Source organism: Micromonospora sp. WMMD980, assembly GCF_029626035.1.
GTDB lineage: Bacteria > Actinomycetota > Actinomycetes > Mycobacteriales > Micromonosporaceae > Micromonospora.
Map to the genome: position 1 here is coordinate 227,096 of NZ_JARUBE010000003.1, position 21,246 is coordinate 248,341.

General features: G+C 73.6%; 18 protein-coding genes and 2 pseudogenes. 14 read left to right on the forward strand and 6 right to left on the reverse strand.

Annotated elements, in window-relative coordinates; genetic code table 11:
* The first annotated feature begins 94 nt into the window (after window positions 1-94).
* From O7618_RS01585 to rox, 8 genes and pseudogenes are all read left to right on the forward strand, one after another.
* A complete protein-coding gene (locus tag O7618_RS01585; protein WP_278104157.1) occupies window positions 95-448 on the forward strand; it encodes a VOC family protein in 354 nt (117 codons plus the stop codon).
* Window positions 449-505: 57 nt separating this feature from the next.
* Window positions 506-1,738, forward strand: a complete 1,233-nt coding sequence (locus tag O7618_RS01590) for a deoxyguanosinetriphosphate triphosphohydrolase (protein ID WP_278104158.1) — start codon at window positions 506-508, stop codon at window positions 1,736-1,738.
* 43 nt (window positions 1,739-1,781) lie between these two features.
* A complete protein-coding gene (locus tag O7618_RS01595; protein ID WP_278104159.1) occupies window positions 1,782-2,618 on the forward strand; it encodes a siderophore-interacting protein in 837 nt (278 codons plus the stop codon).
* A 68-nt stretch (window positions 2,619-2,686) separates the two neighbouring features.
* Window positions 2,687-3,873 (forward strand): annotated as a pseudogene (locus tag O7618_RS01600) (BCCT family transporter); the annotation flags it as partial.
* 7 nt (window positions 3,874-3,880) lie between these two features.
* A complete protein-coding gene (locus tag O7618_RS01605) occupies window positions 3,881-4,132 on the forward strand; it encodes a helix-turn-helix transcriptional regulator (RefSeq protein WP_091071236.1) in 252 nt (83 codons plus the stop codon).
* A 72-nt stretch (window positions 4,133-4,204) separates the two neighbouring features.
* A complete protein-coding gene (dnaG, locus tag O7618_RS01610) occupies window positions 4,205-6,097 on the forward strand; it encodes a DNA primase (protein WP_278104160.1) in 1,893 nt (630 codons plus the stop codon).
* Complete coding sequence (locus O7618_RS01615; protein ID WP_278104161.1) at window positions 6,097-6,633, forward strand: hypothetical protein; 537 nt, start codon at window positions 6,097-6,099, stop codon at window positions 6,631-6,633. Before dnaG ends, O7618_RS01615 begins: the two co-directional genes overlap by 1 nt.
* Window positions 6,634-6,966: 333 nt before the next feature.
* A pseudogene (rox, locus tag O7618_RS01620) lies at window positions 6,967-8,391 on the forward strand (rifampin monooxygenase); the annotation flags it as partial.
* Window positions 8,392-8,552: 161 nt separating this feature from the next.
* Here the strand turns inward: rox and O7618_RS01625 are convergent.
* The 5 genes from O7618_RS01625 to O7618_RS01645 form a co-directional block, all read right to left on the reverse strand.
* Window positions 8,553-9,527: a TAXI family TRAP transporter solute-binding subunit gene (locus tag O7618_RS01625; protein WP_278104162.1), complete on the reverse strand. Its 975-nt coding sequence runs from the start codon at window positions 9,525-9,527 to the stop codon at window positions 8,553-8,555.
* Window positions 9,524-9,916: a roadblock/LC7 domain-containing protein gene (locus tag O7618_RS01630; RefSeq protein ID WP_269690432.1), complete on the reverse strand. Its 393-nt coding sequence runs from the start codon at window positions 9,914-9,916 to the stop codon at window positions 9,524-9,526. The genes O7618_RS01625 and O7618_RS01630 overlap by 4 nt, the downstream gene beginning before the upstream one ends.
* Window positions 9,913-12,303, reverse strand: coding sequence for a sensor histidine kinase (locus O7618_RS01635; RefSeq protein ID WP_278104163.1), 2,391 nt, complete (start codon window positions 12,301-12,303; stop codon window positions 9,913-9,915). Before O7618_RS01635 ends, O7618_RS01630 begins: the two co-directional genes overlap by 4 nt.
* A gap of 67 nt (window positions 12,304-12,370) precedes the next feature.
* Complete coding sequence (locus tag O7618_RS01640) at window positions 12,371-13,390, reverse strand: TAXI family TRAP transporter solute-binding subunit (protein ID WP_278104164.1); 1,020 nt, start codon at window positions 13,388-13,390, stop codon at window positions 12,371-12,373.
* Window positions 13,387-15,513: a TRAP transporter fused permease subunit gene (locus tag O7618_RS01645; protein WP_278104165.1), complete on the reverse strand. Its 2,127-nt coding sequence runs from the start codon at window positions 15,511-15,513 to the stop codon at window positions 13,387-13,389. The genes O7618_RS01640 and O7618_RS01645 overlap by 4 nt, the downstream gene beginning before the upstream one ends.
* Window positions 15,514-15,865: 352 nt before the next feature.
* Between O7618_RS01645 and O7618_RS01650 the strand changes: the two genes are divergently transcribed.
* Window positions 15,866-16,798 carry an ABC transporter ATP-binding protein gene (locus O7618_RS01650; protein ID WP_278104166.1) on the forward strand — a complete coding sequence of 311 codons (933 nt, stop codon included), beginning with the start codon at window positions 15,866-15,868 and terminating at the stop codon, window positions 16,796-16,798.
* Window positions 16,799-16,814: 16 nt separating this feature from the next.
* Here O7618_RS01650 and O7618_RS01655 read toward each other — a convergent pair whose 3' ends face one another.
* Complete coding sequence (locus tag O7618_RS01655) at window positions 16,815-17,060, reverse strand: flavin reductase (RefSeq protein ID WP_278104167.1); 246 nt, start codon at window positions 17,058-17,060, stop codon at window positions 16,815-16,817.
* A 269-nt stretch (window positions 17,061-17,329) separates the two neighbouring features.
* Between O7618_RS01655 and O7618_RS01660 the strand changes: the two genes are divergently transcribed.
* The 5 genes from O7618_RS01660 to O7618_RS01680 all read left to right on the forward strand — a co-directional run bounded on the left by O7618_RS01660 (window position 17,330) and on the right by O7618_RS01680 (window position 21,098).
* Window positions 17,330-18,127 (forward strand): helix-turn-helix transcriptional regulator, encoded by a 798-nt coding sequence (locus tag O7618_RS01660; RefSeq protein ID WP_278109874.1) that lies wholly within the window; start codon window positions 17,330-17,332, stop codon window positions 18,125-18,127.
* Entirely contained in the window at window positions 18,118-18,306 is a 189-nt protein-coding gene (locus O7618_RS01665; RefSeq protein WP_278104168.1) for a DUF397 domain-containing protein, read from the forward strand. The genes O7618_RS01660 and O7618_RS01665 overlap by 10 nt, the downstream gene beginning before the upstream one ends.
* 108 nt (window positions 18,307-18,414) lie before the next feature.
* On the forward strand, window positions 18,415-19,197 hold the full coding sequence (locus tag O7618_RS01670) for an ABC transporter permease (protein ID WP_278104169.1): 783 nt from the start codon (window positions 18,415-18,417) through the stop codon (window positions 19,195-19,197).
* A 12-nt stretch (window positions 19,198-19,209) separates the two neighbouring features.
* Window positions 19,210-20,016, forward strand: coding sequence for an ABC transporter permease (locus tag O7618_RS01675; RefSeq protein ID WP_278104170.1), 807 nt, complete (start codon window positions 19,210-19,212; stop codon window positions 20,014-20,016).
* Between the two features lie 65 nt (window positions 20,017-20,081).
* Complete coding sequence (locus O7618_RS01680) at window positions 20,082-21,098, forward strand: YihY/virulence factor BrkB family protein (protein WP_278104171.1); 1,017 nt, start codon at window positions 20,082-20,084, stop codon at window positions 21,096-21,098.
* Window positions 21,099-21,246: the final 148 nt, after the last annotated feature.

Here is a 21,246-nt window from a genome sequence, read left to right on the forward strand (position 1 = left end):
GCCGGTGACCACCGGCGGCCCGCCTGGCGCGCCGTTCCGGTCACCCCGGCGTAACCTGAGCTTCCGCCACGTGTTGATCGGGAGGGATGGCCGCATGACCGCCGTCTGGGAGAACCTGGTTGTCGACGCCCGGGACCCGTCCCGGCTCGCCCGCTGGTGGGCCGAGGCGCTGGGCTATCAGGTGATCACCGACAAGCCGGACGAGGTGGAGATCCGCCGGACCCCTGACACGCTCCCCGGCCTGGTCTTCGTTCCGGTCTCCGGGCCGAAGCAGGGGAAGAACCGGCTGCACGTCGACCTGCGCCCGACCGACCAGGAGGCCGAGGTGGAGCGGCTGGTCGACATGGGCGCGCGGCACGTCGACATCGGGCAGGGGGACGTGGAGTGGACCGTGCTGGCCGACCCGGAGGGCAACGAGTTCTGCGTTCTCCGGGAGCGCGAGGAGTGAGCCGGTGTGGCGAGCCCCGCAGTCGCGACCTTCGGTCCCTGCGCCAGCGAAACCCCGTTGCACGCTGACGACGCGGCGCGGCTGGTCGCCGAGGCGCCCAAGGACACCGGGTACGGGCGGTCGCCGTTCGAGCGCGACCGGGCCCGGGTGCTGCACTCGGCGGCGTTCCGGCGGCTCGCCGCGAAGACCCAGGTGCACGTCGCCGGCACCGACGACTTCCTGCGCACCCGGCTGACCCACTCGCTCGAGGTGGCGCAGATCGCGCGCGAGATGGGCGCCCGGCTCGGCTGCGACCCCGACGTGGTGGACACCGCCGGGCTCGCCCACGACCTGGGCCACCCGCCGTTCGGCCACAACGGCGAGTACGCCCTGGACGAGCTGGCCGCCGCCGCCGGCGGCTTCGAGGGCAACGCGCAGACGCTGCGGGTGCTCACCCGGCTGGAGGCGAAGGTGCTCACCCCGGACGGGCGGTCCGCCGGGCTGAACCTGACCCGGGCCGCGCTCGACGCGGTCGGCAAATATCCCTGGGAGCGCCGCCCCGGCGAGCGCAAGTTCGGCGTGTACGCCGACGACCGCCCGGTCTTCGACTGGCTGCGCGCCGCTGCGCCGCCCGGCGACCGGCGCTGCCTGGAGGCCCAGGTGATGGACTGGGCCGACGACGTGGCCTACTCGGTGCACGACGTCGAGGACGGCATCCACGGCGGCTACGTCGACCTGCGCCCGCTGCTCGCCGACGAGGACGAGCGGCGGGCGCTCTGCGCCGACGTGGCGTCCGCCTACTCGGGCGAGGCCCCGGAGGAGCTGGGTGAGGTGCTGGCCGAGTTGCTCGCCGACCCGGTGCTCGCCCCGCTCGCCGCCTACGACGGCAGCCACCGGTCGCTGGCCGCGCTGAAGGCCACCACGAGCGTGCTCACCGGCCGCTTCGTGTCGACGGTGGTGGCCGCCACCGAGGCGCGGCACGGCGCCGGGCCGCACCGGCGCTACGCCGCCGACCTGGTGGTGCCGCGCCGGATCCGGGCGCAGTGCGCGCTGCTCAAGGGCATCGCCCTGCGCTACGTGATGCGGCGCCCGGGCGCGAGCGGGCGCTACGACCGGCAGCGGGAGGTCCTCGCCGAGCTGGTCGCCGCGCTGCTCGACCGGGCCCCGGACGCTCTCGACGAGGTCTTCGCGCCGCTCTGGCGGGACGCCCCGGACGACACCGCGCGGCTGCGCGTGGTGATCGACCAGGTGGCCTCGCTCACCGACCCGGCCGCGCTGGCCTGGCACGCCCGGCTGCTGTCGCCGAGCTGACCGCCCGCCCGGCCGGGCGGCAACTGAGGGTAGCCTAAGCCGCATGACGGAACGCCCGAAGAAGCTCACCGCCGCCACGGTCGTCCGGACCTCGCGGCCCACCCCGCACCTGATCCGGCTCGTGCTGGGCGGCGCGGAGCTGACCGGCCTGCCGGTGGGCGCCTACACCGACCACTACGTGAAGTTCGTCTTCCCGCCGGCCGGGGTCACCTATCCGCACCCCACCGACCTGGCCACCGTCAAGCGCGAGTTCCGCGCCGAGCAGTGGCCGCGGCTGCGGGCGTACACGGTGCGGGCCTGGGACGCGGCGGCCGGCGAGCTGACCGTCGAGGTGGTGCACCACGGCGACGAGGGGCTGGCCGGCCCGTGGGCGGCGGCGCTGCGCCCCGGCGACCGGGTGCTGTTCACCGGCCCCGGCGGCGCGTACGCGCCGGACCCGACCGCCGACTGGCACCTGCTGGCCGGCGACGAGAGCGCGCTGCCGGCGATCGCCGCCGCGCTGGAGCGGCTGCCGGCCGGCGCGCCGGCCCGGGTCTTCGTCGAGGTGGCGGGCCCCGCCGACGAGCTGCCGCTGGCCGGCGCCGGCGGGGTCGAGCTGCGCTGGCTGCACCGGGGCGGACGCCCGGCCGGCGCGGCGTTGGTCGAGGCGGTCCGGGCGCTCGAGTTCCCGCCCGGCCGGGTGCACGCGTTCGTGCACGGCGAGGCCGGCGCGGTGAAGGAGCTGCGCCGCCTGCTCCGGGTGGAGCGCGGTGTGCCCCGCGACGACCTGTCCATCTCCGGCTACTGGCGGCGCGGCCTGGACGACGAGGGCTGGCGCGCCACCAAGCGCACCTGGAACGCCGAGGTGGAGGCCGACGAGGCCACCGCCGCCCCGGCCTGACCCGCCCCGATCGGAGGGGGCGGGGCGTTTCCTCACCCGTGGGTCGGTGGTCCGCTGAGGATGGGGCCATGGCGGATGAACTGGGGGAGCGGGCCGGGACGCAGCGGCCCGACCGGGTGGTGCTCGGCTGGGTGTGGCCGGGGTGCTGGCCGTGGTGGCCTGGGGCGTGTTCGCGCGCGGTTCCCTGGCGTCGTTCGGGGCGGCCGGGCTGAGCTGGACGATCCACACGTTCGGTTGGTTCTTCGTGCTCGCGGCCGACGCGTTCCTGGTGCTGGCGGTGGTGCTCGCCGCCTCCCGGTTCGGGCGGATCCAGCTGGGCGCCGACGACGACGAGCCGGAGTTCGACGCGCTGGCCTGGGTCGCCATGATGTTCAGCGCCGGCATGGGCATCGGGCTGGTCTTCTTCGCGGTGGCCGAGCCGATCCAGCACTACGCGGCGCCGCCGCCCGCCTCCGGCGTCGAACCGCAGACCGGCGCGGCGGCGGCCGCGGCGATGCAGTACACCCTCTTCCACTGGACGCTGCACCCGTGGGGCATCTATGCCATCGCGGCGCTGGCGCTCGCCTACTCGACGTTCCGCAAGGGGCGCGGCAACCGGATCTCGTCGGCGTTCGCCCCGTTGCTGGGTGCCCGCACGGACGGCCCGATCGGGCGCGCCATCGACCTGCTGGCGGTCTTCGCCACCGTGTTCGGCTCGGCGACCAGCCTCGGCCTCGGCGCGCTCCAGGTGGCGGCCGGGCTGGACCTGGTCGGCGGCGTGCGGGACAGTCGGGGTGTCGAGGTGGTGATCATCGGCGCGCTCACCCTCGCGTTCGTGGTGTCGGCCTACTCCGGCCTGCACCGCGGGGTGAAGTGGCTGTCCACCACCAACGTGCTGATCGCCGTGGTGCTGATGCTGTTCGTGTTCGTGGTCGGCCCCACGGTCTACACGCTGGAGGTGCTGCCGGCCTCGGTCGGTGACTACCTGAGCGGCCTGGTGCGGATGTCGACCCCCACCGGGGCGTTCTCCGACCCGGCCTGGCGGGGCTCGTGGACGATCTTCTACTGGGCGTGGTGGATCTCCTGGGCACCGTTCGTGGGCACGTTCATCGCCCGCATCTCGCGGGGCCGTACGGTCCGGCAGTTCCTGGTCGGGGTGCTGCTGGTGCCCAGCGGCGCGAGCGCGGTGTGGTTCGCGGTGATGGGCGGCACCGCGCTGCGGACCCAGTCCACCGGCACCCGGGACCTGGTGGCCGACGTGGGTGCCGGCTCAGAGGGCGTCGATGAGCGAGACCGTGCACAACCGGATCGCGGTGCTGCGCGCCGAGCGGGGCGTCTCCCGTCGGCAGCTCGCCGACGCGCTCGGGGTGCACTACCAGACCGTCGGCTATCTGGAACGCGGTGAGTTCCGGCCCAGCCTGCACCTGGCGCTGCGGATCGCGGCCTACTTCGAGGTGCCGGTCGAGGTGGTCTTCTCCATCGAGCCCTTCCCGCGGATCGGCGACGCCGCGGCCGGGGCGGGCCGCTCGGCGTGAGCCGGGGGGACGGGCGGCGTCCGCCACACGCCCGTCCCCCCGGCCACCGGATCGTCGGTCCGGCAGGGCAGGATGTACGCCGAGGAGGTGGCGGTCATGGCGGGGCGGATCCGGGACGAGGACATCGCGCTGGTCCGCGAGCGCACCGCCATCGCGGACGTCATCTCCGAGGTGGTGACGCTCAAGTCGGCCGGGGGCGGCAACCTCAAGGGGCTCTGCCCGTTCCACGACGAGAAGAGCCCCTCGTTCAACGTCTCGCCCGCCCGCAACGTGTTCTACTGCTTCGGCTGCGGGGTCGGCGGCGACGCGATCAAGTTCCTGATGGACGCCGAGCACCTGGGTTTCGTCGAGTCCGTGGAGAGCCTCGCCGCCCGCGCCGGCATCCAACTGCGCTACGTCGAGGACGACCGGTCGACGCCGCGCGCCCGGCCGCAGCAGGGCCAGCGGCAGCGGCTGGTGGCCGCGCACGCCGCGGCCGTCGAGTTCTACCGCGCCCAGCTCACCACCGCCGGCGCCCGGCCGGCCCGGGAGTTCCTGGCCCGGCGCGGCTTCGACCGGGCCGCCGCCGAGCGCTACGGCTGCGGCTTCGCCCCGGACGGGTGGGACCTGCTCACCAAGCACCTGCGCCAGCAGGGCTTCAGCCACGACGAGCTGGTCACCGGCGGCCTGTCCCGCCCGGCCCGGTCCGGCTCGCTGATCGACCGGTTCCGCCGCCGGCTGATGTGGCCGATCCGGGACATCACCGGTGACGTGATCGGCTTCGGCGCCCGCAAGCTCTTCGACGACGACGACGGCCCGAAATACCTCAACACCCCCGAGACGCCGATCTACAAGAAGTCGCACGTCCTCTACGGCATCGACCAGGCCAAGCGGGAGATCGCCAAGCAGGGCAAGGTGGTGGTGGTCGAGGGCTACACCGACGTGATGGCCTGCCACCTCGCCGACGTCCCGACCGCGGTGGCGACCTGCGGCACCGCGTTCGGCTCGGACCACATCTCGGTGCTGCGCCGGGTGCTCTTCGACAGCGACGAGCGGGCCGGGGAGATCATCTTCACGTTCGACGGCGACGCCGCCGGCCAGAAGGCCGCGCTGCGCGCCTTCGAGGACGACCAGCGCTTCGTCGGGCGTACGTTCATCGCGGTCAGCCCGGACAACATGGACCCGTGCGACCTGCGGCTGGCCAAGGGCGACCTGGCCGTCCGCGACCTGGTGGCCCGCCGCGAGCCGCTCGTCGACTTCGCGCTCCGACACATGATCAACCGGTTCGACCTGGACACCGTCGACGGCCGGGTGGAGGCGATGCGCCGGGCCGCGCCCCTGGTCGCGAAGATCAAGGACCGGGAGAAGCGCCCGGAGTACGTCCGCAAGCTCGCCGGCGACCTCGGCATGGAGATCGAGCCGGTGCAGCGGGCCGTGCTGGGCGCCGCCAACGGGCAGCCCGCCGCCGGTCGCCCCGCGCCGTCGCGCCCGGGGCCTGGCACCCCGGCCGTGGACAGCCCACGGTCCATGGTGGAGCGTGAGGCGCTGAAGCTGGCGCTCCAGGAGCCGGTGCTGGCCGGCCCGATGTTCGACGCCGTCGAGGCCGGCGACTACCAGCACCCGGTGCACGCCGCGGTGCGTGTCGCGGTCGCCGCGGCCGGCGGGGCGGCCGGCGCCACCGGCGGCGCGGTCTGGATCGAGCGGGTCCGCGACGCCTGCGACGACCTGGCCGGCCAGGCCCTGGTGGGCGAGCTGGCGGTGGAGCCGTTGCGCATCGACGGCGAGGTCGACCCGCGGTATGTCTCGGTCACCATGGCCCGGCTCCAGTGGAGTTCGGTCACCGGCCGGATCCGGGACCTCAAGTCGAAGATCCAGCGGATCAACCCGGTGAGCCACAAGGACGAATACTTCGCCCTGTTCGGGGAGCTGCTCTCGTTGGAACAACACGCGCGCGCCCTGCGCGAGCAGGCCGCCGGAGGACTGTGATGGGGCTCTTCCGCCGCCGCCCGAAGCTGCCGCCGGCCGACCGGCCGCCGCTGGCCCCCGACGAGCGGGTGCTCGCCTGGGCCGCCGCCGGCAACGGCGAGGGTGACGGCGTGCTGGTCGCCAGCAACCGCGGGCTCTGGCTGCCCGGTCGCGGTGAGCGTCTCGGCTGGCACGACGTCCTCAAGGCGGTCTGGTCGGGCCGCGAACTCACCGTCACCCCCGCCGAGCCGGTCGCCGAGGGCGACGGCTACCTCGTGGTCGCCGACGCCCCGGCCGAGACCTACCTGCTACTCGACCCGGGTGACCTGCCGCACCAGGTCCGGGCCCGGGTCACCGGTTCGGTGGCGTACACCGCGCACCACCCGGTGCCCGGCGGCGCCGGCCGGATCGCGGCCCGGCGGGTGTCCGGGGTCGACGGTCTGACCTGGACGGTCCGCTACGACCCGGGCACGCCGGTCGACGAGGAGGCGGTGGCCGCCGAGACCGGCCGCCTGGTCGCCGAGGCCCGGGCCGCCACCACGCCCGCCGACGCCTGACCGCGACCGGGCCGGTGCCGCGTCGTGAGCGCACGCGGACCGCCGTACGGCTGTGGCCTCGGCGGCGGACGGTTCGCAGCCTTTCGCGAACCGCGTCATCAAGATCTCTGAGGCTGAGGGCTGCCACCGTGTGCTCCCATCGGAACGGATGAGAGCGATGCCTAGCACTGCGTGGCGGGCGGTCGGCGGCTGTTCATGAACAGCAAAGGCAGGGAGCTACGCTCCCTGCCACTCTCAACCTATATCGCACCCCGGCTCTTGCGGCAAGACCCCGGTGCTGCTGAAGAATCCCCCTCCGATGCCCTGACCTGGCGACATCGAACGGGGGATTTCATGATCGACGTGATTGTCGTGGGCGGCGGGCCGACCGGCCTGATGCTCGCCGCCGAGCTGCGGCTGCACGACGTACGGGTGGTCGTGCTGGAGCGGGATCCGGAGCCGACCACCGTGGTCCGCTCGCTCGGTCTGCACGTTCGCAGCATCGAGGTGATGGCTCAGCGCGGCCTGCTGGAGCGCTTTCTCACGGCTGGGCAGACGGTCCAGCGCGGTGGTTACTTCGCCGGCATCGCCAAGAATTGGCCGCGCCGGATGGACACCGTACACGGCTACATCCTCGCCATTCCGCAGCCGGTCACCGAGCGGCTGCTGGCCGACCACGCCGTCGCGGCCGGCGCCGAGATCCGGCGGGGGAGTGACCTCGTCGGGCTGAGCCAGGACGAGGGCGGGGTGACCGTCGAACTGGCCGACGGCACCCGGTTGCGCTCGCGTCATCTCGTCGGCTGCGACGGGGGCCGCAGCACGGTGCGCAAGCTGCTCGGCGTCGGTTTCCCCGGCGAACCCACCCGGAACGAGACGCTGCTGGGCGTGATGGAGCTGACCGCGCCGGCGGACGAGGTGGTCGCCGTGATGACGGAGGTGCGCCAGACGCAACTGCGCTTCGGCGCCGGGCCGGTCGGGGACGGCGACGGGCTGTACCGCGTCGTCGTACCCGCCGCCGAGGTCGCGGAGGACCGTGCGGTCCCGCCGACCATCGAGGAGTTCCGGCAGCAGTTGCGGGCCACCGCCGGCACCGACTTCGGGGTGCACTCGCCGCGCTGGCTGTCCCGCTTCGGTGACGCCACCCGACTCGCCGAGCGCTACCGGGTCGACCGGGTGCTGCTGGCCGGCGACGCGGCGCACGTCCACCCGCCGCTGGGCGGGCAGGGGCTCAACCTCGGGCTCCAGGACGCGTTCAACCTGGGCTGGAAGCTGGCCGCGCAGATCGTCGGGTGGGCGCCGGCGGACCTGCTGGACACCTATCAGGACGAGCGGCGGCCGGTGGCGGCGGACGTGCTGGACAACACCCGCGCGCAGACGGAGCTGATGTCGCTGGACCCGGGCCCGCAGGCGGTGCGACGGCTGCTGGCGGAGCTGATGGACTTCGAGGAGGTGAACCGCTACCTGATCGAGAAGATCACCGCGGTCTCGGTCCGGTACGACTTCGGCGCGGGCCACGAGCTGCTCGGCCGCCGGTTGCGCGACGTGCGGTTGACGCAGGGGAGCCTGTACGGGCTGATGCACGCCGGGCGGGGGCTGCTGCTGGACCGGACCGGCGGGCTCTCGGTGGCGGGCTGGGCGGACCGGGTCGACCACGTCGTCGACGCCGGCGCGGAGCTGGACGTGCCCGCGCTGCTGCTCCGGCCGGACGGGCACGTCGCGTGGGTCGGTGACGACCAGCGGGAGTTGACCGCTGGGCTGTCCCGGTGGTTCGGGTCCCCGATTGACGGCGCGGTAGCGGCAGCGGTGACCAGGCGTGCTCGAGCTGACGAGCAACCGACCCGGGAGCGATATGCCTGAGAGTCATCATCATGCCTCTCGGGCATGTCACTCAGAAGTGATGCTTCGTCCACCATGGTCACTCGCCGTGACCAGCGGCGTGGTCAGCCGCCGCTGCGGTAGAACCGCTGCGCGCCCGGGTGCAACGGGATCGGCTCGGTCAGCGACGCGCTGGCCCGGGAGAAGTTCGCCGCCTCCGGATGCACCTTGACCAGCTCGCCCTGCCCGGTGAACAGCACCCGGGTCAGGTCGTACGCGAGCTGTTCCGGCATGTCCGCGGCCACCAGGATCACGTTGGCCACCGTGATGGTCGGCGTGGGCGCGGGCGTGCCGTACGTCTCCTTGGGCAGCAGGGCGGTGGTGTAGACCGGGCCGTAGCGCGCACCGAGCGGCTCGATCAACTCGGTCAGCGGCAGCAGCCGGAACTTCCCGGGCGCCGCCGAGAGCAGGTCCTTGATGCCGGGGGTGGGCAGCCCGCCGGAGAAGAACATGGCGTCCAGGGTGTTCGCCCGCATCCGTTTGACGGTCTCCGGAAGCGACAGGTTGAACCGTTGGATGCCCCGGTTCGGGTCGATGCCGCCGGCGGTGAGCAGCCGCCCGGCGATGATGTCCGTGCCGGAGCGCGGCGAACCGGTGGAGACCCGCTTGCCGCGCAGGTCGGCGAAGCTGCCGATCTTGCCGTCGGCCCGGACGATGACGTGGGTGTAGTTGCTGTAGACGCGGGCCAGCGCCCGCACCGGCTGGGGCTGCCTGTCGAAGACCCCCCGCCCGTTGGCCGCGTCGGCGGCGGTGTCGGCCAGGCTGAACGCGATCTCCATGTCGCTGCTCGCCACCCGGGTGATGTTCTCCACCGACGCGCCGGTCGGCTCCGCCCGCGCCTCGTACCCGGGCAGGTGCCGGCTGATCAGGTCGGCGTACCCGCCGCCGAGCTGGTAGTAGACGCCTGTGGTGTTGCCGGTGGCCAGGAAGATCCGCCCGCCGTGCCATGCCGGCGCATCGGTGTCCCCGCCGCCGCAGCCGGTGACCAGCAGCGCGGCCGACAGCACCGCGGCCACCAGTCGCAGCGGGCGGCCGGTCACTGCCGGACCGCCGGCTCCAGCGCCTCCGCCACCCGCTGCACCAGCGTCGCCGTCTCGAAGCCGATCTGGCCCAGGTCGCAGCCGGGCGCGGCGAGCACGCCGAGCAACGCCCGCTCGCCGACCGCCATCACCAGCATCACCCCGCCGTCCATGTCCACGATCTGCTGGCGCACCCGGCCGGCCGACATCAGCCGGGCCGCGCCCACGGTGAGGCTGGCGAGCCCGCTGATCACCGCGGCGAGCTGGTCGACCTGGTCGGCGGAGAGATCGGGGGAGGAGGCCAGCCGGAGCCCGTCCTCGGAGACCGCGAGCGCGTGCGAGACGTCCGGGACCTGCTCGGCGAAGTTCGCCAGCAGCCAGTCGAGTCCGGCGGTGACGGGTGTGGTCATGACGTTCTCCCGGTGGGTGTGATGGGGTTCGGGGCACGGCGGGTCGCGCTGGCCACGCCCTCGGCGAGGGCGGACAGGCGGGCGCGTACCACCTCGGGGTCGAGCAGGTCCGCCGCCGGCGGCGGCGTGGTGGTGTCGGGCATCGGCGCGGGCAGGTGCCCGCCCCGGGTGCGGCGCGGCAGCCCCGCGCCGGTGGTCGCCACCGGCGCCGGGGGCGCGCTCGTCGGGCGGATGCGCGCCACGCTCGGCGCCAGCAGGGCGTTACCGGGTGGGCGTACCGCCGCGACGCCGCGCGCGCCGCGCGCGCCGGGCGGCCGGCCGGTCACCGGCGCGGCGGTGAGCAGGCCGTGCGGGCCGGCCGGGCCCGGCGGCGCCCCCGGCGCGGCGCCGGGCTTGAACCATGGCGCGGTCGGCGCGTGCGGCGACCGGCGGTCGGCAACGGGCCGGCGGGTCACCGACTCGACCCGGGTCAACGCCGACTCGGGCACCTCCACCTGCGCCACCGTCCCACCGCCGGCGTGGTGCAGCTGCACCCGGATGCCGTGCCGGGCGGCCAGGTGGGCCACCACGTGCAGGCCCATGCTCCCGGCCGCGGCGCTGGAGAGCGTGGCCGGCGCGGCGAGCCGTTGGTTGATCTCGGCCAGCCGGCTGTCGCTGATGCCGATGCCCTGGTCGTGCACGCGCAGCACCAGCCCGTCGACGGTCCGCCGCCCGTCCACCAGCACCCGGGAGTCCGGCGGCGAGTAGACGGTGGCGTTCTCCAGCAGCTCGGCCAGCAGGTGCACCAGATTGCCGGCCGCCGCGCCGTGCACCGCGGCGTCCGGCACGTCGATCTCCACCCGGGGGTAGTCCTCGATCTCCGAGGCCGCCGCCCGGGCCACGTCGTCGAGCACCAGCGCGCCCTCGTGTCCCCGGCCGGGCTCACCACCGGCGAGGACCAGCAGGTTCTCGCCGTTGCGGCGCAGCCGGGCGGCGAGGTGGTCGAGCGCGAACAGCCGGGCCAACGCGTCCGGGTCGGTCTCCTCGCGTTCGAAGTCGTCGAGCAGCCGGAGCTGCCGGGTGATCAGCGTCCGGATGCGCCGGGCCAGCGCCTCGGCCATCCGGGTGACGTCCAGCCGCAGCTCGGCCTGCTGGCCGGCCAGCCGCAGCGCCGCCCGGTTGACCGTGTCGAACGCCTCGGCCACCTGCGCCACCTCGTCCTGGCCGCGGCGGATCCCGTCGGTCATCCGGGTCGCCGGGCCCGCCACCGGCCCGCCCTCGCCCGACGCGATCGCGGTGATCCGTTCCGGCAGCTCCCGGTTCGCCATGGTGAGCGCCGCGACCCGCAGCCGGCGCAACCGGCGGCTGGTGCGGACCGCCAGCAGCACGGCGGTCACCAGCGAGCCGAGCGCCACGGCGCTCGTCGCCCCGGCGGTCGCCAGCGCGCGCAGCCGGGCCGAGCCGGCCAGCTCGGCGGCGTCGCGGTCCAGGTCGTCGGAGAGTTCCCGGCCCAGCAGGTTGTACCGGCGGATGGTGCCGCTCTGCGCCACGTACCAGGCGTCGCCGTCGGTGCGCAGCGACTCCGGGCCGCCGTCGGTGTCGAGCACCCCGTCGCGCATCCGCCGGGCCGTCGTCACGTCGGTGCCGTCGACCACCCGGTACCAGGCGTCGATGGCGGAGGCGGAGGCGATCCGGAGGAACTCGGCCTGGCGCTGCTCCCGGGCGCCCCGGAGCCGGCCCAGCCGGGCCAGTTCGCCGCGCTCCAGCGCGCCCCGGACGAAGACCGCGCGCAGCAGGTCGCGTTCCAGCGCGGACAGGTGCTCCTGGGCGGCCACCGCGGCGACCTCGCGAGCCTCGTTGGCCAGGCCCGCGTCGCGGAGCTGGCTGGGCAGCGCGTCCGCGACCGCGAGCAGCGACTCGACCAGGGATCCGTACGCCGGGTCGCCGCGCTCCCCGGCCACCGCGAGCGCGCGGGCCGGGGCGAGCTGGTCGAGGTGGCCGTTCGCGTCGTCGAGCACCCGGGCCAGGTCCGGCGCGGCACGGCGGGCGTCGCCGCCGGCCGAGCGGTACCTGTCGACAGCCGCGTCCACCCGGGCCCGCTGGGCGTCGACGAGCGGCCGGCCGGCGTTGCCGCCGCGCTGGCGCAACGCCGCCGTCTCGCCGAGTTCGCGTTCCAGCTCGTGCACCAGCCGCACGGTCGCGGTGGCGGTGCCGGCCAGCACCCGCGCCCGGTCGGCGTCCGCGGACGCGTCCAGCGCGGCGCCGGCCTGTGCCGCGCCGAGCACCACCAGGCCGGCGGTGGCCACCAGGATCGGCGCGAGCAACTGCACCCGGACCGACCGGAGTTGCCCGGCGCGGTCCGCGGAACGGTGGTGCCGGCGTACGCGGGTGGGGTGGGGCAGCGGCACGGGGCTCTCCGGGTCGGGTGTCGGTGGGCCGGGCCCGGACGGGGAGGTCCGGGCCCGGCCGGTCGGGTCAGCTCGCGCCGAGGTCGGTGAGCGCCCGGTCCGCGCCCCGGTGCAGCGGCACCGGATCGGTCTTGCGGGCGTTGCCCAGCTCGATGCCCTTGGCGGCCGGGTTCGCCTGGGCCAGCGCGTCCTTGCGGTCGAAGACGGTCCGGGTGATCGCGCAGGCCACGTCCGCGTCGAGGTTGTCGCGCACCAGCAGCACGTTGGGCACCACGATGGTGGGCACGTCGGCCGGCGTGCGGTAGACGTCCCTGCCGATGGTGCCGGCCTGGTACGCCGGGTTCAGCTCGGCCATCTTCGGCAGCAGCCCGCCGAGGTCGAGGAACGTCACCTTGCCTCCGGCGGTGGTGAACAGGTCGGTGACCCCGCCGGTCGGGAGGCCGCCGGACCAGAAGAACCCGTCGATGCTGCCGTCCTTCATGCCGTCGACGGTCTTGGTGAGGTCGAGCCGCTGCGCCTGGATGTCAGTGGCCGGGTCCAGCCCGGCGGCGGTGAGCAGCCGGTTGGCGATGACCTCGGTGCCGGACTTGGGGGAGCCGGTGGAGATCTTCTTGCCCTTCATGCCGGCGACCGAGGTGATCCCCGAGTCGGCCCGCACCACCACCTGGGTGTAGTTGTCGTAGATCCGGGCCAGCGCCTTGACCGGCTGCGGCGAGCCGAAGCTGCCCTTGCCCTGGACCGCGTTGACCGCGGTGTCGAACAGCGAGAACGCCACGTCGTACTGGCCGGCGACGAGCTGCTCGACGTTCTGCACGGAGGCGCCGGTCTCGGCGGCCGTCCCGGTGAGCTTGCCGTCGGTGGCCTTGCTCAGCTCACCGGCGAGCGCGTTGCCGACCACGTAGTAGACGCCCGTCGCGTTGCCGGTGGCGATGCCGACCCGGGTGTCCTTGGTGACCTTGCAGGTGATGTCCCGGGCGGCGTCGTCGGTAGCGGCGCCGTCCTGCCGGCCCCCGCATCCGCCGGCGCCGGCGGCGACCAGGGCCAACGCCCCGACGCCGGCGGCTATTCGCGTGTCGATCCTTCTCACTCTCTGTCCTCCCCAGGGTTGACGGACTCCACCACCGACGGGCGCCCGGCGCCGCGTCGGACGTACACGCCCGCGACAGCCAGCGCGGCCAGTGCCACGCCGATCGCCACGGGCATCGGTTCCAGCCAGAGCAGCACCAGCCCGGCGACGGCGCCGAGCAGTCGCTCCGGCACGCCGGCCGGCCCGACGCCGGGCAGCCAGCCGCCGGCCGCCACGGCCAGCACGGCGACGCCGAGCGCGGAGAGCAGCCCGGCCAGCGCGATCCGCCCGGGCCCGCCGATGCCGAGCAGGCCGAGGCCGGTCGGCGTCATCACGAAGGCGAGCGGGATGAGGTACGCCGGCAGCGCGTACCGCAGGGTCTGCCACATGGTCGGCACCAGCCGGCCGCCGGTGACCGCCGCGGCGGCGACCGCGGCCAGCGCGGTCGGCGGGGACACCTCGGACAGCACCGCGAAGTAGAAGACGAACATGGCCGCGGCGGGGGCGGCGACGCCCAGGTGCAGCAGCGCCGGCCCGATGATCACCCAGCCGATCACGAACGACGCGGTGACCGGCACCGCGAGGCCGAGCAGGCTGAGCGCGACGGCGGCGAGGACGGCGGTGAGCGCCAGCACCACGGCCGGTTCCGAGCTGACCGCCTGCGCGCCGCTCACCAGCAGCGCCGCCGCCTGCGGGCCGAGGCCGGTCTTGGTGGTGGTGGCGGTGATGATGCCGGCCGCGGCGCACACCACGCTGACCGCGAGCACTCCGCGTACCCCGTCGCGCAGCGCCGCCACCAGGCGGGCCGGGGTGAGCCGGTGCCGCCGGTCCAGGAAGGACAGCGCGGCGGCGAGCACGGTGGCGGTCACCACCGCCCGCATCGCCGAGGCGCCCAGCGCCAGCACCACCACGATCACCACGAGCGAGAGGAAGTGGTAGCCGAAGCGGGCCAGCAGCCGCCAGGCCGAGCCGGTGTCGACCACCACCGGGCGTACGCCCGAGCGCCGGGCGTCGATCTCGACGGAGAGCAGGATGCCCAGGTAGTAGAGGACGGTCGGCACGGTGGCCCAGCCGAGCACCTGAAGGTAGGACACGCCCAGGTACTCGGCGATGATGAAGGCCGCGGCGCCGAGCGTCGGCGGGGAGAGGATCGCGCCGACCCCGGCGGCGGCGAGCATGCCACCGGCCCGCTCGGCCGGGTAGCCGGCACGGCGCAGGATGGGCCAGGTCACCGCGCCGATGCTGACCGTGGTGGCGGCGCCGGAACCGGAGACCGTGCCGAGCAGGAAGCCGGAGGCGACGGCGGTGCGGCCGGCGGCGGTGCGGGAGCGGCGGAACGCGGCGGCGGAGAGCTCCACGAAGAACCGGCCGGCGCCGGAGAGGTCGAGCACCGCGCCGTAGATGGTGAACAGCACGATGTAGGTGGCGGCCACGTCGAGCGGGGTGCCGTAGAAGCCGCTGTCGGAGTTGTAGAACGCGTCGACGAGCTGCCCGAAGTCGAGGCCGGCGTGCGCCACCGGCCACGACTGCGGGAGCAGCCCGCCGTAGTAGCCGTAGCCGAGGAAGAGCAGGCAGACGGCGGGCAGGATCCAGCCGGTGGCGCGCCGGCACGCCTCCAGCAGCAGGAGGAGCAGCCCGGTGCCGAACGCGACGTCCAGCGGGTCGAGCAGGCCCTGCCGGTCGAGGAACGCGTCGTAGCCGCCGCCGCCCGCGCCGAGCGCGAACGGCAGCACCGGGTAGAGGCAGACGACGAGCGCGGCGGCGGCCAGCACCCAGTCGAGCACCGTCGGCCCGGCCCGCTCCGAGCGCCGCCGCACCCCCGAGGGGTACGCCAGGAAGACCGTCGGCAGCACGCCGGCGAGGAAGAGGACGAGGTAGTACTTGCTGCCCTGTGACAACGGGAAGAACACCTGCCGGAGCGCGAGCAGCGCGACCGCGACGGTGATTCCGGTGAATAGCATCCCGACCGGCCCGGAGAGCACCCGGCCCGGTTTCTCCTCCTCGAAACGCGCGGCGAGTTCGCGGGTGTCGGGGTGTGCCGGGTCCCGCATGTGGTGGTGCGTCTCGCCGGGTCCGTCGTCCGCCCACGCCGGGTCGGTGACGTCGCCCTCGTCCGGCGGGAGCGGCACCGCGTCGGAGTCCACTTCGGACCCGTCGGATCCGCCGGTGGGCGTGCGGGGTGACGGGGGAGTGGCGTCGGAGGGGCGAACGGGTGGCACGAGGGGGCACGATACGCGAATGGTGGACGCGTTGGGAACATTGCCTATCGTGATTGCCATGAGTGACGGAATGAGCCTCGCTCACTCACCGCACACGTTTTCTCTAATCAATTTCGCAATTTTCCGGCCACAAAGGCGAACCGTTCTTCGTCCATCGCTCCACTATGGCGAAGTAGGCCCGCTTCTAACGATGGAACGAGTCGGTCACGGAACGTAGTGGCAATCACGCACCGTGCAGGCCCGGAGGGGTGTCGGACGCTGCGGCTAGGGTCGGCGGGTGACCATCGGGCAACCACTCATCCAGGCCCGGGGGCTGGTGAAGCGGTTCGGCGACTTCACCGCCGTCGACGGCATCGACGTGCAGGTGCGACGCGGGGAGGCGTTCGGTTTTCTCGGTCCCAACGGCGCGGGCAAGTCCTCCACCATGCGCATGATCGGCTGCATCTCCCCACCGTCCGGCGGCGAGCTGCGCATCCTCGGTCTCGACCCGGTGCGCGACGGCCCGGCCGTGCGGGCCCGGCTCGGCGTGTGCCCGCAGCTCGACAGCCTCGACCCGGAGTTGACCGTCCGGGAGAACCTGACGACCTACGCGCGCTACTTCGGCATCCCGCGTCGGGTGGCCCGCGAGCGCGCCGCCGAGCTGCTCGACTTCGTCCAGCTGACCGAGCGGGCGGACAGCAAGGTCGACCCGCTGTCCGGCGGCATGAAGCGGCGGCTCACCATCGCCCGCGCGCTGGTCAACGAGCCGGAGATCGTGCTGCTCGACGAGCCCACCACCGGCCTCGACCCGCAGGCCCGGCACCTGGTCTGGGAACGGCTGTTCCGGCTCAAGCGGCAGGGCGTCACGCTGGTCCTCACCACCCACTACATGGACGAGGCGGAGCAGCTCTGCGACCGCCTGGTGGTGATGGACGGCGGCCGGATCGTAGCCGAGGGCTCGCCCCGGGCGCTGATCGAGCGGCACGCCACCCGCGAGGTGGTCGAGCTGCGGTTCGCCGGCGACTCCCAGGAGACGTTCGCCGGCAAGCTCGACGGGCTGGGCGAGCGGGTCGAGGTGCTGCCCGACCGCATCCTGCTCTACGTGTCCGACGGCGACGCCGCCGTGGCCGAGGTGTCCCGGCGCGGCCTGGACCCGGCCGGCGTGCTGGTCCGGCGGGGCAGCCTGGAGGACGTCTTCCTGCACCTGACCGGCCGCACCCTGGTCGACTGAGGCACGCGCCGGCCGTTCAGCGGCGCCGGGCCCAGAGGACGAAGCGTTCGGCCAGGTGCTGGGGCGCGGTGTCCGGCCGTCCGGCGGTCAGGTCGGCGGTGGCCTCGCACAGGAGCGTCCCGAGATGGATCAGCAACGCGGTCCGGTCCTCGCGAAACTCACCGAGCAGCGCCAGCCGGGCGGGCGAGCACGGCCACGCGGCGCCGCAGACCCGGCAGCGCCAGGACGGGCGTGCCGCGACGTGGGGGCGATACCGGGGCATCAGCGCGTGCCCTCCTCGCTCGGGGTTCGCCGGGGGAGCGTCGCCATGGGTGAGCCTCCGTGCTGGCTGGGATGGGGGCGTCGGCGGACCTCGTGGTGCGCCGACGCCCCCGGCCTGGTTCCGCCCGCCGTCCGATCCCGGGAGCGGTTCCGCTGCGTGACAGTCTGGTCACGGCGCGACTACGGTGGGAGGTCCGGCGCGGCGACGAGCAGCGCGTCCGGCGACCGGCGCACGGGTGTACCGAGGACGTACGGAGGCTGTCCGTGGAGATGTCGTCCATGCTGGAGCACTTCGCGGAGGAGCTGCGGCTGGCCCGCGCCGCCGGCGGCATGTCACAGACCGCGCTGGCCGAGGCGCTGACCTACTCGGGCGCGCTGGTGGCCAAGGTGGAGACCTGCGAGCGCCGCCCGAGCCTGGACTTCGCCCGCCGTTGCGACGCGGTGTTCGGCGCCGACGGGCGCTTCGAGCGCATCCAGCGGCGGATCGGCCGGGAGACCATGGTGCCGTGGTTCCGTGACTGGCCCGGCATCGAGGCGGAGGCCACCGCGCTGCGCTGGTTCGAGCCGATCTGCGTGCCGGGCCTGCTCCAGACCGAGGGCTACGCCCGCGCGCTGCTCCGCGGCGGCCGGCTGTTCGCGCCGGACGAGGTGGAGCAGCAGGTGGCGACCCGGCTGGACCGCCAACCGGTGCTGACCCGGGAGCGGCCCCCGCTGCTCACGTTCGTCGTCGACGAGCACGTGCTGCGCCGGCGCGTGGGCGGGCCGGAGGTCATGCGCGAGCAGGTGCGTCACCTGGTGAAGACCGGCACGTCGCTGCCCCGGGTGCGGATCCACGTTGTGCCGCTCGCCGTCGGTGCCTACCCTGGCGTCAGCGGCCCGTTCGTGATCGCCACGCCGCCGCACGGCGAGGACGTGGTCTACCAGGAGGGCCAGCTCCACGCGCAGGTGATCGACCGCGCCGACCACGTGCGGCAGATGGTCGAGGTGTGGGAGTCGATCCGCGGTGAGGCACTGTCGCACCAGCAGTCGCTGGAACTCATGACGGAGGTGGCGGAGACATGGACATGAGCAATGCCCGCTGGCGCAAGAGCAGCCGCAGCAACGCCCAGGGTGGAGCCTGCGTGGAGGTGGCGGGCGACCTGCCCGGAGTGGTCGCCGTGCGCGACTCCAAGGACCCGGCCGGCCCGGTGCTGGCCTTCAATCCCGACGCCTGGCGCGCGTTCGTCACCGGGGTCGCCCCGCGCTGACCGGAGCCGCTCGGCCGAGGAAGCGGCCCGCCACCTCGGCGGGCCGGCGCGGATCACGCTCGCGCCTGTCGTACCCGGGGAGTAGGACTGTCGACGGGGGTGGTGCGGGTGACGACCGTTCGGGCCGTGGCGCGGGTGCCGGCGACGGCGGTGCTGGCGCACTACCTGGTCGGCTACCGCCGCACCTGGCGGGCGGGCGTCTTCTCGTCGTTCCTGCTGCCGGTGCTGACCGTGGTCGGGTTCGGCTTCGGCGTCGGGGCCTATGTCGACCAGGGCGTCGACGGCGTGCGCTACCTGTGGTGGCTGGTGCCCGGCCTGATCGCCTCGACCGCCTTCCAGGTCGCCGTCGCCGAGTCGACCTGGCCGGTGCACAGCAACTTCAAGTGGATCCGCACCTACCACGCCCAGGTGGCCGCGCCGCTGCGCACCGACGACATCGTGGCCGGTCACCTGGCCTTCGTGCTGTTCCGGGTGGTCACCAGCGCGGTGGCGTTCCTGCTGGTGACCGCCGCGTTCGGGGCGCTGCGGTCGCCCTGGGCGGTGGCGGTGGCGCCGATCGCCCTGCTGCTCGGCCTGGCGGTCGCCGCGCCGGTCTTCGCGTTCAGCGCGCGGGTGCCCAGCGACAGCTACCTCGCCCTGCTGTTCCGGTTCGCGGTGATCCCGATGACGCTCTTCTCCGGGGTGTTCTTCCCGGTCGAGTCGATGCCGGCCGGGCTGCGTCCGGTCGCCTGGGCGGCCCCGCTCTGGCACGGCGTCGATCTGTGCCGGGCCGCCACCCTGGGCGTCGAGCCGCGATGGTCGGTCACCGGTCACGTGCTCTACCTGGTCGCCTGGGCCGGCGTCGGCTGGTGGCTGGCGTTACGGGCGTTCCGTCGTCAACTCGTCGTCTAGGGAAGGGGTGTCGTGGTCGCTCTCCTCCTGCCCCGGCTGGCCGGCGTCACCGGGGCGCGGCGCTCGGCGGCGGTGGCCGAACGCAACCTCACCGCGCTGCGCAGCGCCTACTGGCTGGTGCTGGTCTCCGGCTTCGTGGAGCCGGTGCTCTACCTGCTGTCGATCGGCATCGGGGTCGGCGCGCTGGTCGGCGACCTGACGCTGCCCGGCGGCCGGGTGGTGTCCTACGCGGCGTTCGTCGCCCCGGCCATGCTCGCCTCGTCGGCGATGAGCGGCGCGCTGTCCGAGACCACGTTCAACTTCTTCGGCAAGATGAAATACATGAAGCTGTACGACGGGGTGATCGCGACCCCGGTACGGCCGTTCGAGATCGCGCTGGGCGAGTTGGGCTGGGCGATGGCCCGTGGGTCGCTCTACTCCGCCGCGTTCCTGCTGATCATGGTGACGCTGGGCCTGACCACCGCGGCCCGGGCGCTCGTCGCGTTCCCGGCGGCGGTGCTCGTCGGGTTCGCGTTCGGCGCGCTCGGCATGACCGTCGCCACGCTGCTGCGGAGCTGGCAGGATTTCGACCTGATGGGCTCGGCCCAGTTCACGCTCTTCCTCTTCTCCGGCACCTTCGTGCCCGCCGAGGCCTACCCGGCGGTGCTGCGCTGGCTCGTCGAGCTGACCCCGCTCTACCGCTCGGTGCACCTGATCCGGGGCGTCTGCGTAGGCGGGTCCGGCTGGTCCTGGCTGCTTGATGTGGCCTACCTGGTGGCGCTCACCGGCGTGATGCTGGCGCTGGCGTCCCGGCGGATGGCCAGGTTGCTTTACCCCTAGCGGGGTTACCCGGCCCGGCCTCGGGGCAAGTCTTGCAGTGACGACACGACGACGAGGGAGGTGCGATGGCCGGCGACGAGTCTCCCGTCCGGGACGAGCACGACCGCACCGAGCCGGTGGGGCCGGACGACGGGCCGGACAGCCCGACCGAGCTGCCGGGTCCGGGCTGGGTGGCCACGCTGAAGCGGACCGTCCGGGAGTTCCAGGACGACAGCCTGACCGACTGGGCCGCCGCGCTCACCTACTACGGGGTGCTCTCCATCTTCCCGGGTGTCCTGGTGCTGATCTCCCTGCTCGGGCTGCTCGGCGAGCGGGCCACCAACGGGGTGCGGGACACGGTCAACCAGGTGGTGCCCGAGGACAACATCCAGAAGATCATCGAGAGCGCGATCACCCAGGCCAGCGACGCCGGGGGGTTGGCGAGCATCGCTGCGGTGATCGGTCTGGTCGCCGCGTTCTGGTCGGCGTCCGGCTATATCGCCGCGTTCATGCGCGCCTCGAACAGCATCTACGACGTGCCGGAGGGGCGGCCGATCTGGAAGACGCTGCCGATCCGGCTCGGCGTGACCGCGGTGATCGGCGTGCTGCTGCTGATCAGCGCCGTGATCGTGGTGTTCACCGGCGGGCTGGCCGAGCAGGCCGGCAACGCGATCGGGCTCGGCTCGACGGCGGTCACGGTGTGGAACATCGCCAAGTGGCCGGTGCTGCTGGTGATCGTCAGCCTGATGTTCGCGATTCTCTACTGGGCCTCGCCCAACGCCAAGCACGGCGGCTTCCGCTGGGTCAGCCCGGGCGGCGTGCTCGCGGTGGTGCTCTGGCTGGTGGTGTCCGGCCTGTTCGCGCTCTACGTCAGCAACTTCGGGTCCTACAACAAGACCTACGGCGCGGTGGCCGGCGTGATCATTTTCCTGGTCTGGCTCTGGCTGAGCAACATCGCCATCCTGCTCGGCGCGGAGTTCGACGCTGAGTTGGAGCGCAGTCGGGCGATCGCCGCCGGGCTCCCCGAGGACAAGGAGCCCTACGTCGAGCTGCGCGACGACCGCAAGCTGCGCAAGAAGCGCAACGTACCCAGCCCTCGCTGACCCGACCCGCGCCGCCCCGTCCGGAAACCCGGGCAGGGCGGCGCGTTTTCATGATCCGGGACCTGCTTTTGTTCGTATGGACAAAAGTTTCCATCAGATGTGCCGAAGCTATGGACACGTGACCCGGAAGGCTCCTACTGTGTCGGAC